The 15,071-nt window shown below is 71.2% G+C and carries 17 protein-coding genes; 4 read left to right on the top strand and 13 right to left on the bottom strand.

Going from position 1 to position 15,071, the window contains the following annotated elements:
• Positions 1 to 126 precede the first annotated feature (126 nt).
• The 4 genes from AB0M48_RS36085 to AB0M48_RS36070 all read right to left on the bottom strand — a co-directional run bounded on the left by AB0M48_RS36085 (position 127) and on the right by AB0M48_RS36070 (position 3,130).
• Positions 127 to 1,500 carry an FAD-dependent oxidoreductase gene (locus AB0M48_RS36085; protein WP_363850602.1) on the bottom strand — a complete coding sequence of 458 codons (1,374 nt, stop codon included), beginning with the start codon at positions 1,498 to 1,500 and terminating at the stop codon, positions 127 to 129.
• A 31-nt stretch (positions 1,501 to 1,531) separates the two neighbouring features.
• Positions 1,532 to 1,720 carry a hypothetical protein gene (locus AB0M48_RS36080; protein ID WP_363850600.1) on the bottom strand — a complete coding sequence of 63 codons (189 nt, stop codon included), beginning with the start codon at positions 1,718 to 1,720 and terminating at the stop codon, positions 1,532 to 1,534.
• A 28-nt stretch (positions 1,721 to 1,748) separates the two neighbouring features.
• Positions 1,749 to 2,141, bottom strand: coding sequence for a hypothetical protein (locus tag AB0M48_RS36075; RefSeq protein WP_363850597.1), 393 nt, complete (start codon positions 2,139 to 2,141; stop codon positions 1,749 to 1,751).
• A 98-nt stretch (positions 2,142 to 2,239) separates the two neighbouring features.
• Positions 2,240 to 3,130 (bottom strand): DMT family transporter, encoded by an 891-nt coding sequence (locus tag AB0M48_RS36070; RefSeq protein WP_363850594.1) that lies wholly within the window; start codon positions 3,128 to 3,130, stop codon positions 2,240 to 2,242.
• Positions 3,131 to 3,207: 77 nt separating this feature from the next.
• Here AB0M48_RS36070 and AB0M48_RS36065 point away from each other — a divergent pair, with 77 nt between their 5' ends.
• Complete coding sequence (locus tag AB0M48_RS36065) at positions 3,208 to 3,783, top strand: helix-turn-helix domain-containing protein (RefSeq protein ID WP_363850592.1); 576 nt, start codon at positions 3,208 to 3,210, stop codon at positions 3,781 to 3,783.
• Between the two features lie 13 nt (positions 3,784 to 3,796).
• A complete protein-coding gene (locus AB0M48_RS36060; RefSeq protein WP_363850589.1) occupies positions 3,797 to 4,552 on the top strand; it encodes an NYN domain-containing protein in 756 nt (251 codons plus the stop codon).
• Between the two features lie 77 nt (positions 4,553 to 4,629).
• Here the strand turns inward: AB0M48_RS36060 and AB0M48_RS36055 are convergent, their stop codons facing one another.
• The 9 genes from AB0M48_RS36055 to modA all read right to left on the bottom strand — a co-directional run bounded on the left by AB0M48_RS36055 (position 4,630) and on the right by modA (position 13,116).
• A complete protein-coding gene (locus AB0M48_RS36055) occupies positions 4,630 to 5,652 on the bottom strand; it encodes an LLM class flavin-dependent oxidoreductase (RefSeq protein ID WP_363850587.1) in 1,023 nt (340 codons plus the stop codon).
• A 58-nt stretch (positions 5,653 to 5,710) separates the two neighbouring features.
• On the bottom strand, positions 5,711 to 7,009 hold the full coding sequence (gene paaK, locus AB0M48_RS36050) for a phenylacetate--CoA ligase PaaK (RefSeq protein WP_363850584.1): 1,299 nt from the start codon (positions 7,007 to 7,009) through the stop codon (positions 5,711 to 5,713).
• A gap of 27 nt (positions 7,010 to 7,036) precedes the next feature.
• Entirely contained in the window at positions 7,037 to 7,813 is a 777-nt protein-coding gene (locus AB0M48_RS36045) for an HD domain-containing protein (protein WP_363850581.1), read from the bottom strand.
• Between the two features lie 115 nt (positions 7,814 to 7,928).
• Positions 7,929 to 9,017 carry a putative sulfate exporter family transporter gene (locus AB0M48_RS36040; RefSeq protein WP_363850578.1) on the bottom strand — a complete coding sequence of 363 codons (1,089 nt, stop codon included), beginning with the start codon at positions 9,015 to 9,017 and terminating at the stop codon, positions 7,929 to 7,931.
• Positions 9,017 to 9,148, bottom strand: a complete 132-nt coding sequence (locus AB0M48_RS36035) for a hypothetical protein (protein ID WP_363850575.1) — start codon at positions 9,146 to 9,148, stop codon at positions 9,017 to 9,019. The genes AB0M48_RS36040 and AB0M48_RS36035 overlap by 1 nt, the downstream gene beginning before the upstream one ends.
• Positions 9,149 to 9,232: 84 nt before the next feature.
• On the bottom strand, positions 9,233 to 10,393 hold the full coding sequence (locus tag AB0M48_RS36030) for an NAD-dependent formate dehydrogenase (RefSeq protein WP_363850572.1): 1,161 nt from the start codon (positions 10,391 to 10,393) through the stop codon (positions 9,233 to 9,235).
• A gap of 109 nt (positions 10,394 to 10,502) precedes the next feature.
• Complete coding sequence (locus tag AB0M48_RS36025; protein WP_363850569.1) at positions 10,503 to 11,549, bottom strand: ABC transporter ATP-binding protein; 1,047 nt, start codon at positions 11,547 to 11,549, stop codon at positions 10,503 to 10,505.
• On the bottom strand, positions 11,546 to 12,343 hold the full coding sequence (gene modB, locus AB0M48_RS36020; RefSeq protein ID WP_363850566.1) for a molybdate ABC transporter permease subunit: 798 nt from the start codon (positions 12,341 to 12,343) through the stop codon (positions 11,546 to 11,548). Before modB ends, AB0M48_RS36025 begins: the two co-directional genes overlap by 4 nt.
• A complete protein-coding gene (gene modA, locus AB0M48_RS36015; protein WP_363850563.1) occupies positions 12,340 to 13,116 on the bottom strand; it encodes a molybdate ABC transporter substrate-binding protein in 777 nt (258 codons plus the stop codon). The genes modB and modA overlap by 4 nt, the downstream gene beginning before the upstream one ends.
• A 168-nt stretch (positions 13,117 to 13,284) precedes the next feature.
• Here modA and AB0M48_RS36010 point away from each other — a divergent pair, with 168 nt between their 5' ends.
• Together AB0M48_RS36010 and AB0M48_RS36005 are read left to right on the top strand one after the other, a co-directional pair.
• Complete coding sequence (locus AB0M48_RS36010) at positions 13,285 to 14,241, top strand: threonine/serine dehydratase (RefSeq protein ID WP_363850560.1); 957 nt, start codon at positions 13,285 to 13,287, stop codon at positions 14,239 to 14,241.
• Between the two features lie 135 nt (positions 14,242 to 14,376).
• A complete protein-coding gene (locus AB0M48_RS36005; protein ID WP_363850557.1) occupies positions 14,377 to 15,063 on the top strand; it encodes an ankyrin repeat domain-containing protein in 687 nt (228 codons plus the stop codon).
• The last annotated feature ends 8 nt before the right edge of the window (positions 15,064 to 15,071 follow it).

The following is a 15,071-nucleotide window of genomic DNA, read 5'->3' as shown; positions in this document are numbered from 1 at the left end:
CGTCAACAATTCGTGCGTAATTCGCCAGAACGTTCGAGCATGTGAACATCAGATATGTGAATTAGGGAATCGGCAACGTTTGCAGAAGTCTATTCAGGCGCTTTCACGCCTCCGCCGAACAGGAATTCATCTCGCGGCCTTCAGCGCGGCGATCACCTCGTCGGCGGCACGGTCGCCCGAGGTGATGGCGCCCTCGACGTGGCCGTTCCAGACCGACGCGGTCTCGGTCCCCGCCCAGTGCAGCGCGCCGGTCGGGGCGCGCCAGCCGTGCTCGCCGTACTCGGTCCAGCCGCCGGGGTACACGAAGCACGCGTAACCGCCGATGGTCCATCCGTCCTCGGACCAGGCCATCTCGGCGTAGTCGACGGGCATGCGCGCACGGGCGCCGGCGACGTCCGCCAGCGCCGAGAGGACGTCGGCCCGGCGAACGTCGTCCGGTGCGGCGGCCCAGCGGACGACCCGGTCGCCGTGGATGAACGCGACCAGCACGCCTCGGGACGCGTCCTGCGGCGAGTTGTCGAACACCGCTCCCACCGGGTTGCGGCCGTGGAGGGTGGCGATGCCGGAGCGGTCCTTCTTGCGCCAGAACGGTTCCTCGTAGACCGCGTGCACCTTCGCGACGCGTCCCATCGGCGTGTGACCCGTCCAGCCGCGGCGCGCGGGCGGCAGCGCGGGCTCGAAGCCGATGCGTCCCAGCGCGGCCGGTGGCACGGTGACGATCACCCGCCGCGCCGCCACCACCGCCTTGCCGGTGATCACCTCGACACCGTCGTCCGTGTGCCGGATCGTCAGCACCGGCTCGTCCAGCCGCACGGTCAGCGACGCGGCCATCGCCAGGGCGAGAGCGTCCGCGCCGTCAGCGAAACGGGAGTCCTGCCCACCTCCGGGGGTCTCCGTCAGCTGCTCGAACCCGCCCGCCGAGGCGACGTGGAACAGCACGTGGAAGAACGAGATCTCCCTCGGCTCGCAGCACCACACGCGCTGCACCGCGTGCGCCAGCCTGCGCAGCGCGTCCTCGTCGTCGGTCTGCGAGTGGAAGAACTCCTCCGCGGACATCGAGTCGAGGACCTCGAAGTTGGGGGTGAACCAGGGCTGGTCCAGGTCGACGGTCAGCGCGAGCTCGTCGAGCGCCGCGGTGACGCGCCCGTGTTCGGCGACGCCGGGGCCGGACTCCGGCATCGAGCCGGAGTGGTCGTTGCGGGTGCCGTCGTGCCAGATCTCGACGTGCCGACCGGTCTCCCAGGTCGGGAAAGTCGCGCACTCGAACCGCTCCGCGAGCTCGTGGAACCGCTTCTGGGACGGGCCTATCCACTGTGCACCGTGGTCGACGCGCACGCCGGACGGCAGCACCTCGCTGACCACCCGGCCGCCCACGCGGTCCGCGGCCTCCAGGACGACCACCTCGAGTCCGGCGGCCGCCAGGCGGGACGCGGCCGCGAGGCCCGCGTAGCCGGCGCCGACGATCACGACGTCGGCCGAATGCTGCTCCAGTCCAGTCACGACGCACACGATCGCAGAACGGACCCGGCAGTCAAGGGAGGAGCCGGTGGACCGCCGGGAGCAGGAACGATCCCGGCGGATCGCGAACGTGCCGGTCCCCGAACCGCCACGCGCAGGTCAGGCCGCCGTCGCGGAGGCAGTCGAGCAGGGCCCGGCGCCGCTGCCGGCGCAGGAACGACCTCGCCACCTGCTGCCCGGCCCAGTCCGCGGCGTCCGCCATCAGGCCACGGGCGCGGCCCAGCGGACCGTCAGAAGTCGTCGCCGCTCGTCAGCTCGTGCTCGATCGCGTCCGCGCGGCCGACCAGCAACGCAAGCGGGCGCTCGAACTCCTCCCGCACGCTCAGGTCCTCCAGCGGCACCACGTGCTTGAGCAGCGCGAGACCGTCCACCACGGCCGCCCCGCCCACCTGCGACTCGCCCGCGAGCTCGAGGAAACGGCGCAGGTCGACGTCCGCGGCGCGGCCGACGGCCGAGGAGATCTCCACCCACGCCGCTCCGCCGAGGTCCGGCAGGTGGTGCACGGCGACCTGTTGCGTCCGCGCGCCGTCCGTGTCGAGGCGGAAGCGCAGCCAGTCGTCCGACTCCTCCAGCACCTCGTACCGCAGCCGGACATAGTTGATCACTTCAACCCAGGACGTCACGCCCGGTTCCGCCTCTCTCAAGCCCGTTGCCACCACCACCGTAATGCGGGAACAGGGCGTTCGTGCCACTTTGGCGGATCGTGTCGCAACCGGGCCCGTCACCCGAACTGGACCAGCAGTGAACCCGCCACGAGCAGCGCGAGTCCGGTGACCCGCGCGGAGGTGAACGGCCTGCGGGGCATCCGGAACAGTCCACAGTGGTCGATCACCGCCGACGCGATCTGCTGCCCGGTGACGGTGAGCGCGACCGTGGTCGCCGCACCGATCTCGGGGATCAGCAAGAACGTCGCGGTGACGTAGGCCGCCGCGCACCCGGCGCCGAGCCAGCCCCACCACGGCATGTCCCTGAGCGGCACCAGCTTCGGCGCCGGGGTGCGGTTGAGCAGCAGCACCACCGCGATGGCCAGCGTCGCCACGACGAAGCTGATCAGGGCGACGGCGATCGGCGCGTGCAGGTCGGCGCGCAGCCTGGCGTTGATCGCGCCCTGCACGGGCAGCACCGCGCCCGCGGCGATGCCGAGGCCGACCCAGCCGGCCCGCGCGGCCCGCAGCGGCCGCGAGAGCACGGTGATGCCCGCGAGCACCGCCAGGGCACCGATCACGATGCCCGCGGACAGCGGCTGCCGCGGCACGCCGAGCAGGCCGAACAGGTCCAGCGCCACCGACGCGAACACCTGGCCGGTCACGAAGAGCCCGACGGTGGCGAGCGCGCCGAGTCTCGGGAACAGCAGGATGCCGCTGGTGATGTAGAGCGGGCTGGCCAGTCCGCCCGCCAGGTGCCAGGGCTCGACGTCCGGCACCAGCGCCACCGCGCCGATCGTGCCGGTCGCCGCGGCGAGCACCGCGAGCACCGCCGCGGCGAGTCCGAGCTGCAGCGCCGACGCTCCGTACGGCGTGCCCACCGCCCTGGTCAGCCGCAGGTTCGCCGACGCCTGCACGGCGAGCAGGCATCCGACGAGCAGCGCGGATCCCAGAAGCACGAAGTACACGACAACCCCCAAGTAAGTGGACACAGTGTCCGCTAATCAAGAGTAGGCATGAAGTGGACACACTGTCCAGTTAGTTGATGATCGAGTACGATCCGCTCATGGCCAAGGAACGGGCTGACGCCGCGCGCAACCGGGCGCGGGTCCTGGCCGCCGCCGAGGACCTGTTCGCGGCCAAGGACGCCCGCCAGGTCACGATGGACGAGATCGCCCGCGCCGCCGGCGTCGGCCGCGCCACCCTCTACCGCCGCTACCCCGACCCGTCCTCCGTCGCCGCCGCACTGCTGGACGAGCACGAACGCGTCCTGCAGGAACAGCTGATGGGCGGTCCGCCACCGCTGGGGCCGGGGGCGCCGCCCCACGAGCGCCTCGCGGCGTTCTACGCGGCGATGACGGGCCTGCTCGAGCGGCACCTGCACCTGGCGCTCGGAGCGGAGACCGGTGACGCCCGGTTCCGCACGGGGGCCTACGGTTTCTGGCGGCTGCACGTGCTGACGCTGCTGCGCGACGCGGCCGTGCCCCACCCGGAGGGCCTGGTCGAGGTCCTGCTCGCACCGCTGGCCCCCGAGATCTACCAGGAACAACGGCGGCGTGGCCTCTCCCCGCACCAGATCACCGCCTCGCTGACGTGGCTCAGCCGGCTGCTGGACACCTGAAAGGCGAACGACCGTGGCCACTGCCAATGAGAGCGCCGTCAAACTCGCGGTGCTGATCGACGCGGACAACGCCCAGCCCTCGATCACCGAGGCGCTGCTGGCGGAGATCGCCAAGTACGGCACCGCGCACGTCAAGCGCGCGTACGGCGACTGGACCGGCACCAACCTGAAGGGCTGGAAGGACCACCTGCTGGCCCAGTCGATCCAGCCGATCCAGCAGTTCGCCTACACGACCGGCAAGAACGCGACCGACGCCGCGATGGTCATCGACGCGATGGACCTGCTGTACTCCGACCGCTTCGACGGCTTCTGCATCGTCTCGAGCGACTCCGACTTCACCCGCCTCGCCGCCCGCCTGCGCGAGTCCGGCCTCACCGTCTACGGCTTCGGCGAACGCAAGACGCCCAAGCCGTTCGTCGCGGCCTGCGACAAGTTCATCTACGTCGAGAACCTCGCCTACCCCGAGGCCGAGGCTCCCACCGAGACGCCGATGACGCGGAAGTCGACGGTGTCCGTCGCCCAGCTCAAGGGTGACACCACCCTCGTCAAGCTGCTGCGCAACGCCGTCGAGGCGGCGTCCGACGAGGACGGCTGGGCCTCGCTCGCCGCGGTCGGCAGCATCATCACCAAGCAGCGCCCCGAGTTCGACTCCCGCACGTACGGCTATTCGAAGCTCAGCGACCTGATCACCGCGACGACGCTCTTCGAGGTCGATCGCCGCGTTCAGGGCAAGAAGTCGGCGGTCTACGTGCGCGACCGCCGCCGGTGATTCTTCTCGGTCAACACTGAAGCAATAGAGCTCGCTGATCCGTTCGCTGCGAACGGGTCAGCGGGTCTTGTCCCCCGTCAGCGCCAGCCCAGCGCCGGCGCGACGTGCGTCAGGATGTTCTCCAGGACGTGCACGTTGAACTCGACGCCGAGCTGGTTCGGCACGGTCAGCAGCAGCGTGTCGGCCTCGGCGATCGCCTCGTCCCCCGCCAGCTGCTCGACCAGCACGTCGGGCTCCGCCGCGTAGGAACGGCCGAAGATCGCCTTGTTCGGGCCGTCGATGAAACCGACCTGGTCGGTGCTCTTGCCGTCGCCGCCGAAGTACATCCGGTCGAGGTCCGTGGTGAGCGCGAAGATGCTGCGCGACACCGAGACGCGCGGCTCGTGCTCCCAGCCGGCCTCGGTCCAGGCCTTGCGGAACGCCCTGATCTGGTCGGCCTGCTGCACGTGGAACGGTGCGCCGCCCTCGTCGAACTTCAAGGTGGAGCTCATCAGGTTCATGCCCTGCTGGGCAGCCCAGGCGGCGGTGCCGTTGGAGCCGGCGCCCCACCAGATGCGGTCGCGCAGGCCCGCCGAGTGCGGCTCGATGCGGAGCAGGCCGGGCGGGTTCGGGAACATCGGGCGGGGGTGGGGCTCCGCGAAGCCGCCGCCCTCCAGCACCTTCAGGAACAGCTCGGCGTGCATGCGGGCCATGTCGGCGTCGGTCTCGCCCTCACCGGGTCCGTAGCCGAAGTGCCGCCAGCCGTCGACGACCTGCTCGGGCGATCCCCGCGAGATGCCGAGCTGCAGCCTTCCGCCGGCGATGAGGTCGGCGGCGCCCGCGTCCTCGGCCATGTACATCGGGTTCTCGTAGCGCATGTCGATCACGCCGGTACCGATCTCGATGCGGTCGGTCTTCGCGCCGATCGCGGCGAGCAGCGGGAACGGCGACGCGAGCTGCCGCGCGAAGTGGTGCACGCGGAAGTAGGCACCGTCCGCGCCCAGCTCCTCGGCGGCCACGGCCAGGTCGATCGACTGCAGCAACGTATCGGCCGCCGACCTCGTCTGCGAGTGCGGGCTGTCCGTCCAGTGCCCGAACGACAGAAAACCGATCTTCTTCATGCCGTCCAAGATAGTTCAATCTTCAAGTAAATGCGGTGACTCGTGCGTCACGTGCTGATCAGCGCTTCGGCCGGCGGTCCACGATCCGCTTCATCTTGCCGACGGACCGCTCGATCCCGCCCGGCGCGACGACGTCCACCGCGACGGTGACGCCGATCGAGTTCTTCACCAGCCGCCGCAGCTCCTCCCCCGCGTCGCCGGCCGCGGCGTCCTCGCGGTGCTCCACGAGCACGGTGAGGTCGTCGAGGTTGCCCGTGCGGCTCAGCACGCACTGGAAGTGCGGCGACAGCGTGGGAACGCGCAGGATCAGCTCCTCGATCTGGGTCGGGAACAGGTTCACGCCGCGCAGGATGATCATGTCGTCGGTGCGGCCGGTGATCTTCTCGATCCGGCGCATGCTCCGCGCCGTGCCCGGCAGCAGGCGGGTCAGGTCGCGGGTGCGGTAGCGGATGATCGGCATCGCCTGCTTGGTCAGCGAGGTGAGGACGAGCTCGCCCTCCTCGCCGTCGGGCAGCACCTCGCCGGTGACCGGATCGATGATCTCCGGGTAGAAGTGGTCCTCCCAGACGTGCAGGCCGTCCTTGGTCTCCACGCACTCGCTCGCCACGCCCGGCCCGATCACCTCGGACAGTCCGTAGATGTCCACCGCGTGCATGTCGAGGCGGCGTTCCATCTCGTGGCGCATGTCGTTCGTCCACGGCTCGGCGCCGAAGATGCCGACCTTCAGCGAGGTGGTGCGCGGGTCGACGCCCTGCCGCTCCATCTCGTCGATGATCGAGAGCATGTACGACGGCGTCACCATGATGACGTCCGGCTCGAAGTCGCGGATCAGCTGGACCTGGCGCTCGGTCATGCCGCCGGACACCGGGACGACCGTGCAGCCCAGCAGTTCCGCGCCCGCGTGCGCACCGAGCCCGCCGGTGAACAGGCCGTAACCGTAGGCGTTGTGCAGGACGTGCCCGGCCCGGCCGCCCGCGGCGCGGATACTGCGCGCGACGACTTTCGCCCACGTGTCCAGGTCGGCTTTCGTGTACCCGACGACGGTCGGCTTGCCGGTCGTTCCCGACGAGGCGTGCACGCGGGCGACCTCTTCGCGCGGGACGGCGAACATGCCGAACGGGTAGTTGCCCCGCAGGTCGGACTTGGTCGTGAAGGGCAGCTTCGCCAGGTCCGCCAGCGACTTCACGTCGTCGGGGTGCACACCGCTCGCGTCGAGAGAGGCGCGGTAGTGCGGCACGTTCTCGTAGGCGTGGCGAACCGACCACCGGAGCCGTTCGAGCTGCAACGCCCGCAGCTCGTCGATCGAGGCGGTCTCGACGGGCTCCAGGTCGCCCGGCCGCGGGCTGAGGTCCAGCATGCCGCCACCGTAGACGACCGTCTCGGGTCAGGAAGCGCGGCGGAGCAGCCGGTGCGTGCGCCGGACCGCGGCGAGGCGTTCGTCGCCGTTCATCGCGAGCGCGCGGACCACCGGGTCCTCCGGTCCCCTCCGCTGCCGGATCTCGGCGAGCCTGCCCTGCACCGTCGTCGGGCTGCCGTCGGGGCCGGTGCTCATGTCGCAGTACCAGAGCGCGTCCCGCAGGCGGCCGCGGTGGTCCGGGAACTCCCCGAGCTCGCCTCCCAGGCCGACGAGCTCGGCGACGGCCGCCGCGCCGGAGTGGTGCGCGACCAGGCCGCAGATCCGTTCCGAGACGCCCGCCCGGCGCAGGTAGCGGGCCCCGTCGAGCGAGTGCAGGCCGGTGTCGCTCACCTCGGCGGCGTAGCCGATGTCGTGCACCCAGGCCGCGGCGACGAGCAGCTCGCGTTCCTCCTGGGGCAGGACGCGCGCCACGTGTTCGGCACGGCGCGCCACTCCGGCGGTGTGCGCCCAGCGACGGGGCAGTTCGGCGGCGAGCAGGCGGCGGGCGGTGTTGCGCGCCCAGGTCGACAGGAACGTTCCCTCCGTCGCCTCGACGGGGAACGCACGCGCCGATGCCCGCACCTCACGGGCCACGAACAACGGCACGTAGTCCTGCAGCCGCGCACCTCCGAACCGTGCGCGCGCACGTTCGATCCACTCGTGCACAAGGCTCGGTGGCACGTCGCCGTACTCGCGAACCAGCTGGGACTCCAGGCGCCGGATCTTCTCGTCCGCCTGGCTCACAACCTCGGCCGTGGTCGTCACCCGTTCACCGTAAGCTCTGGCGAACCGCCTCGGCCACCGTCGTTCTGCGGGCTTTGGATCACACCGGCGCCGGCCTGCCGCCGCGCAGGCGAAGCGGTTCGGCGCGCGTGAGCCACTAGCCGGTGAAACTCGCGAACAGCACGCTCGCCAGCCCCAGGCCCACCAGCAGGTTGACCACCGTCGCACTGGCGAAGACCCCGATCGGCTTCCACCCCGCCTCCCGCAGCGGCGCGACCCGGAACTCCAGTCCGATCGAGACGAACGCGAGGATCAGGAACAGCGTGCGCAGATCGTTCACGGTCGTGATCACGGTCTTGTCGCCACCGGACTCCAGGAAGACCGTCGCGACGACCGACGCCGCCAGGAAGCCGAGCACGAACTTGGGGAACCGTTCCCACAGCGCCCGACCGCTGACCTTCGTCTCGCCGGTGCGCTCGACCTTCAACGCGAAGTAGGCCGTCAGCGCGACCGCGACGACGCCGAGCAAAGCGTTCTGCGTCGTCTTCACGATCGTCGCGATCTGCAACGCCTCCTCACCGACGATCGCGCCCGCCGCGCTGACGGCGGCGGTGGTGTCGATGTTGCCGCCGATCCACGCTCCCGCCACCGGTGCCGGGAGGCCCAGGGCGTCCACGGCCAGTGGCAGCAGGAAGATCGAGGGCAGCGCGAAGATGATGACCATGCTCGCGGTGTACGCGAGCTGTTCACGGCGAGCCTGCACCGCGCCTGCCGCCGCGATGGCCGCGCTCACGCCGCAGATCGACACCGCCGAGGCCAGCAGTGCCCGCAGCTTCGCGTCGATGCCGAGCTTGCCGCCCAGCCACCACGTGAAGCCGAACACGAGTGTGATCAGCAGGAACGCCTGGGCGATGGCCGGTCCGGCGGCTTTGACGATCACCGCGAAGTTGATCGACGCGCCCAGCAGCACCAGACCGGTCTTGATGAAGAACTCGGTGCGGAACCCCGCGGCGAGCCGGTCCCGGAACCCGAGCCCGGTCAGCACCGCGTTTCCCAGCAGTCCCAGCAGGATCGCGTAGACCGGGTACTCGACGCTCTTCGCGACGCCACCGAGCCAGGTGCCCTTCGTGAACACCGGCACCTGGTGCTCCAGGTACCGGGTCAGCGCGCCCAGCACCACGACGACCACGACACCGCCGACCGCCCACGCCACCTGGGACCGTTGCCGCGTCTCGACTTCCGTCATCACGGCACCAGCCAGCCGGGCACGATCCGCGCCAGCACCAGTGCCAGCAGCACCAGGCCGGCGATCGTCGCCGCCCAGTCCTCGTTCAACGCGATCCCGCGTTCGCGGTCGACGCCGTCCTCCGCGCTCATGCCGCCCCCTCGTCCGCTCGGTGGTGGCGGCAATGGTCGGAGCAGAACACGGGCAGCGGCAAGGGCTCCCGCGATGTGGAACGGTCAGCCGTTGGTCGAGTACGAGTGCGCGCCCGTGCCGGCGAGCTTGCCGCCGTCGACGATCAGGTACTCGTCGCGGATCGCCCTGCCCGCGAAGAACGACTCCAGGATCTCCCTGGTGCCGGCCGCGTACCGGGTCTGCGCCGACAGCGAACTGCCGGAGATGTGCGGGGTCATGGCGTGGTTCGGCATGGTGCGCCACGGGTGGTCGGCCGGGGCGGGCTGCGGGAACCACACGTCGCCCGCGTAGCCCGCGAGCCGGCCGCTCTCCAGCGCGCGGACCACGGCCTCGCGGTCGGCGATGCGGGCGCGGGCGGTGTTGATCAGGTAGGCGCCGCGCTTCATCGTGGCGATCAGGTCGTCGCCGAACAGCCCCTCGGTCTCGGGGTGCAGCGGCGCGTTGATCGTCACGACGTCGCAGTGCGGCACCATGTCCGCCGTCGTCGGGTGGAAGGTGAGGTTCAGCTCCCGCTCGACGTTCTCCGGCAGGCGGTGGCGGTCGGTGTAGTGCAGGTGCACGTCGAACGGGGCCAGGCGCCGGAGCACCGCCAGTCCGATGCGTCCGGCCGCGACCGTGCCGACGTGCATGCCCTCGACGTCGTAGGACCGCGCCACGGCGTCGGCGATGTTCCAGCCGCCGTCACGCACGATCTGGTGCGCCGGCACGAAGTTGCGCACCAGGGTGAGGATCGACATCACGACGTGCTCGGCGACGCTGATGCTGTTGCAGTACGTCACCTCCGCCACCGTGACGCCGTGCTCGATCGCGGCGTCCAGGTCGACGTGGTCCGAGCCGATGCCCGCCGTCAGCGCGAGCTTGAGCCGCGGGGCGCGCGCGAAGCGTTCGGCCGTCAGGTAGGCAGGCCAGAAGGGTTGGGAAATAACGACGTCCGCGTCCGCGAGTTCCCGGTCGAACGCCGAGTCCGGGCCTTCCTTGTCGGACGTGACGACCAGGGTGTGGCCCTGGCTCTCCAGGTACCGGCGCAGGCCGAGCTCACCGGAGACGCTGCCGAGCAGGGTGCCGGGGGTGAAGTCGACGGCGGACGGCGCCGGCAGCGTCTGACCACCCGGATACGCGTCGAGGCGCGGCAGTCCGTCCCGCGCGTAGGTGGCCGGGTAGCCGTCGACCGGGTCGTCGTAGAGCACGCACAGGACCTTCGCCATTGTCGTTCCCCGTTCGGAAGTTGTTGTGGTGCCTCGACCTTCCTCCCGGAATCGGCGCGGTGTCCAAGCGAACGTTCCTATCGCTTCATAGCCCGCGGCTATCAAGCGGTCAGGCCGGGTACACGTGGATCTCGGTCGCCTTCACCGCGGCCCACAACGCGTCTCCCGGCCGCAGCCGCAGCTCGGCGAGGGTGGCCGTGGTGATGTCCGCGAGCACGTTCGGCGCGCCGTCCAGGCGGACGCGGGTGGTGTGCGCGTGCTGTTCGATCCCCTCGACCGTGACCGGCCAGACGTTGCGCGGGCTTCCCTCCGGCCGCTCGGCGTGCAGGCTCACGGCGTTGGGCGGGAACACGACGTGCACCGGACCGTCGACGGGCCGGGGAATCGTGAGCGTGCCGCCTCCGTCCAGGTCCGTTTCGGTGCCGGATGCGGTGCCGCGGTAGAAGTTCAGGCCCACGAGGTCGGCCACGTAGTCGGTGCGCGGCTGGCGGGCGACCTCCGCCGGCGGTCCCGTCTGCACGGCGCGGCCGCCTTCCAGGATCACCAGCCGGTCGGCCAGCACCATGGCGTCCAACGGGTCGTGCGTCACCAGCAGCGTGTGGCCGCCGAAGTCCGCGAGGTGCCGCCCCAGTTCGGAGCGGACCTGCAGGCGGGTGCTCGCGTCCAGCGCCGCGAGCGGTTCGTCGAGCAGCAGCAGGCTAGGGCCGGTGGCCAGGGCACGGGCGAGCGCGACCCGTTGTGCCTGCCCGCCCGACAACGAGCGCGGCTTGGTCTGGGCGTAGCCGTCGAGCCCGACCCGGCCGAGCCAGCGCGCCGCCTCGGCCCGTGCCTCGTTCCGGCGCGTGCCACGGGCCCTGAGGCCGAACGCGATGTTCTCCAGCGCGGACATGTGCGCGAAGAGCAGGTAGTCCTGGAACACCACGCCGATCGGCCGTTTCTCGGCGGGCAGGAACGCGTCCGCACCGTCCCAGGTGGACTCACCGACGGTGATGTGCCCCGACGTCAACGGGAGCAAGCCCGCCAGAGCGCGTAGCGCGGTGGACTTGCCGGCGCCGTTCGGGCCGAGCAGTGCGACGACCTCGCCCGGTGCGATGGTCAGGCCGAGGTCGAGGGTGAAGGTGCCGCGCGTGACGCGCAGGTCCGCGTTCAGGGTCACGTCGGCCCGCTGATCCACCGGTCGCGCAGACCGGCCAGCACTCCGACGGACACCAGCAACAGCACGATGCTCAGCACGATCGCCGCGTCCGGATCCGTTTCCAGGGCCAGGTAGACCGCCAGCGGCATGGTCGTCGTCTCGCCGGGGAAGTTGCCCGCGAACGTGATCGTCGCCCCGAACTCCCCCAGCGCCCGCGCCCAGCACAGCACCGCGCCCGCCACCACGCCGGGCAGCACCGACGGCAGCGTCACCCGCCGGAACGTCAGCCACCGGGAGGCGCCCAGGGTGGCCGCCGCCTCCTCGTAGCGCGGATCGGCGGCCCGCAACGCGCCCTCGACCGAGATCACCAGGAACGGCATCGCCACGAACGCCTCCGCGACGACGACCCCGGCCGTGGTGAACGGCAGCGAGATGCCGAACCAGGCGTCGAGGTGCTCGCCGATCAGCCCGCGCCTGCCCAGCACCAGCAGCAGCGCGACACCGCCGACGACCGGTGGCAGCACGAGCGGCACGGTGACGAGCGCCCGCAGGAATCCCCGTCCCGGCAGCCCGGACCGCGCCAGCAGCCAGGCCAGCGGGATGCCGAGGAACAGGCACAGCACCGTCGCCAGCGAAGCGCAGACCAGCGACAACCGCAGCGCCTCACCGACTTCCGCGCTGAGCGAAGTGGACAGTGAGGTCCACGGTGTCCTGATGAGCAGCCCGGCGAGCGGCACCAGCAGGAACGCCAGGCCGATCACGGCGGGCAGGACGAGGACGACGGGCAGCCGTCCGCGTACTCGGTCGCGCGTCACGGGCTGTCGAACCCCGCCTCGCTCAGCACCGCGCGGCCCTCGTCCGACAGCACGAAGTCCACGAAGGCCTTGGCCGCCACGGCGTTGCGCGCCCGGGCCAGCGGGGCGATCGGGTAGTCGTTGACCGCCTGCGCGGACTCGGTGAACTCGACGCTCTCCACCCTGTCGCCCGCGGCTTTCACGTCCGTCCGGTAGACAAGTGCGCCGTCGACCTCGTCGAGCGAGACCTTGGTCAGCACCGCTTTGACGTCCTGCTCCAGCGTGTCCGGCGCGGGCGTGACCTTCGCGAGCTCGAAGACCTTCTTCGACGCGGCACCGCACGGCACCTGCTCGGCGCACAGCGCGATCTTCCTGCCGGTGTCCGCGAAGTCCGCGAGCCCGGCGATCCTGCCGGGGTTGCCCTTCGGCACCGCGATGGCGAGCCTGTTCCGCGCGAACGTCCTCGGCGCGTCCGTGATCGCCTTGGTGTCGGTCACCTGCTTCATGTTCGCCGGAGCGGCGCTCGCGAACACGTCGGCGGGCGCACCCTGGTTGAGCTGCTGCGCGAGAGCCGAACTGCCGCCGAAGTTGAACCTGACCCTCGTGCCGGGGTGGGCGGCCTCGAAGTCCTCGCCCAGCCGGGTGAACGTCTCGGTCAGCGACGACGCCGCGAACACGGTCACGTCACCGGTGACGGCCCCGGACGCGGTGGCGGCCTGGCCGCCGGAGCCGCACCCCGCGAGCACCAGCGCGGCCGAGAAGGCCACGAGCACGCTGTTCGCGATTCTGGACATGGTCCGAGCCTCCAGGCGGTCGACCTCGTCGCCGATCCGCAGATTCGGCCCTCCCCCATCTTAGGTTCCGCTTCTACGGATGCAATGGCCACCCTGAGGAGCTTTTGCGGATCACTATGGCGACCTGCTGGGAGCGGCGTGCGGTCCGGCTCACCCTAGGGTGGTGCCATGGCGGAGCTGCTGACCATCGACGACGTCCGGGCCGCGGCCGAGGTGCTCGACGGACGGGTGCTGCGCACGCCCACGCTCCCCTCGCCGGGACTGTCCGCGCTGCTGGGCGTTCCGACGACGGTGAAGCTGGAACTGTTGCAGCGCAGCGGTTCGTTCAAGACGCGCGGCGCGTTCGCGAAGATCCTCTCGCTGTCCGCCGAGGACCGGGCGGCCGGTGTGGTCGGGGTCAGCGGCGGCAACCACGGGATCGCGCTGGCCGCCGCCGCGAGTGAACTCGGCGTCGCCGCGACCGTCGTAATGCCCTCCACGGCGCCCGCGCGCTCGGTCGAGCTCGCGCGGGCGTCCGGTGCGGACGTGCGGCTCACCGACGGCCTGGCGGCGGCGTTCGCGCTGCTGAACGACCTGGTCGAGGCGGGCGCGACGCTCGTGCACCCCTACGACGACCCGGTCGTGGTCGCCGGCCAGGGCACCGCGGGCCTCGAGTTCGCGACCGACGCGCCGGACGTCACCGACGTGCTGGTGAGCATCGGCGGTGGCGGGTTCATCTCGGGCGTCGCGACGGCGTTCCACGCGCTCGTGCCCGGCGTGCGCGTGTGGGGCGTCGAGGTCGAGGGAGCGGACGCGATGCACCGCGCACTCGCCGCGGGTGGCCCGGTGGAGATCGCGCCGACGTCGATCGTCTCGACCCTCTCGGCGCCGCACGTGTCCCAGCTGACCTACGACCACACCGCCGCGCTGGTCGAGGACGTCCTGGTCGTGTCCGACGCGGACGCCGTGCGGGGGTCGGTGACGCTGGCCGAGACGCAGAAGGTGTGGGCGGAGCCCGCCGCCGGGTGCCTGGTGGCGGCGGCGCCCGCCGTGCTCGAACGGGTCGGTCCCGGTGCGCGGCTGGGCATCGTGCTGTGCGGCGGCAACGTGACGTTCGCGGACATGGTCCGTTGGACGAACGCCTGAGGGTTGTTCCGCACTCCCAGGAGGTCGAGGGTCATGCTGTGTCCGGATCGGCGCCGGGCAGCTCGTGGAACTGACCGATGCGCCCGGCAACGTTCTGAGCCACAGCACCGGCCCCTCCGACCGCGGAGGACGACGGTGCGACACGACGATCCGCTGGCTCTGACCGTCTCCGCCGCGACCCGCGACGGCGACCTCACCACCTTGCGACGACTGCTGGCGGACGACGCGGGCCTGGCGACCGCGCGGATCGTCGACGAGCACGGAGGTGCGCGGACCCTGTTGCACGTGCTGACGGACTGGCCCGCTCATCGCCCCCGCAGCGCACAGACCGTGGCGGCGCTGGCCGCGGCCGGCGCCGATGTCAACGCACGGTTCCAGGGCGCGCACGGCGAGACACCGCTGCACTGGGCCGCCAGCGCAGATGACGTCGAGGTGCTCGACGCGCTGCTCGACTCCGGTGCGGACATCGACGCCGACGGAGCGGTGATCGGCGGCGGCACTCCCCTGGCCGACGCGCGGGCCTTCGCCCAGTGGCGCGCGGCCCACCGGCTCGTCGAACGGGGCGCGGCGGTCACGCTGACCGACGCGGCGACGCTCGGGCTGTCCGACCGGCTCCACGCTCTCCTCGACGGTGCCACTCCAGATGACGTGAACATCGCGTTCTGGGGCGCCTGCCATGGCGGTCAACAGGAGTGCGCCGAGCGTCTGCTGGCGTCGGGTGCGGACGTGCACCGGCTGCCGCCCTGGGAACCCGTCACGCCCGTGGATGCCGCTGTGCGCAACGGTTTCGACGACCTCGCGGCGTGGCTGCGCGGCCGCTGAGCTGGTTT

This window comes from Lentzea sp. NPDC051208 (assembly GCF_040682435.1).
Lineage (GTDB): Bacteria > Actinomycetota > Actinomycetes > Mycobacteriales > Pseudonocardiaceae > Lentzea > Lentzea kristufekii.
The sequence above is the reverse complement of the archived record's forward strand: the minus strand, read 5'-3'. Positions and strand labels throughout refer to the sequence as shown.

Excerpts from the sequence above, each read along its gene's own strand:
- AB0M48_RS36080 (WP_363850600.1), bottom strand. The coding sequence starts at position 1,720 with ATGGCGGACGCCGCGGACTGGGCCGGGCAGCAGGTGGCGAGGTCGTTC.
- AB0M48_RS36065 (WP_363850592.1), top strand. The coding sequence starts at position 3,208 with ATGATCGAGTACGATCCGCTCATGGCCAAGGAACGGGCTGACGCCGCG.
- AB0M48_RS36055 (WP_363850587.1), bottom strand. The coding sequence starts at position 5,652 with ATGAAGAAGATCGGTTTTCTGTCGTTCGGGCACTGGACGGACAGCCCG.
- paaK (WP_363850584.1), bottom strand. The coding sequence starts at position 7,009 with ATGCTGGACCTCAGCCCGCGGCCGGGCGACCTGGAGCCCGTCGAGACC.
- AB0M48_RS36040 (WP_363850578.1), bottom strand. The coding sequence starts at position 9,017 with ATGACGGAAGTCGAGACGCGGCAACGGTCCCAGGTGGCGTGGGCGGTC.
- AB0M48_RS36035 (WP_363850575.1), bottom strand. The coding sequence starts at position 9,148 with ATGAGCGCGGAGGACGGCGTCGACCGCGAACGCGGGATCGCGTTGAAC.
- AB0M48_RS36030 (WP_363850572.1), bottom strand. The coding sequence starts at position 10,393 with ATGGCGAAGGTCCTGTGCGTGCTCTACGACGACCCGGTCGACGGCTAC.
- modA (WP_363850563.1), bottom strand. The coding sequence starts at position 13,116 with ATGTCCAGAATCGCGAACAGCGTGCTCGTGGCCTTCTCGGCCGCGCTG.
- AB0M48_RS36010 (WP_363850560.1), top strand. The coding sequence starts at position 13,285 with ATGGCGGAGCTGCTGACCATCGACGACGTCCGGGCCGCGGCCGAGGTG.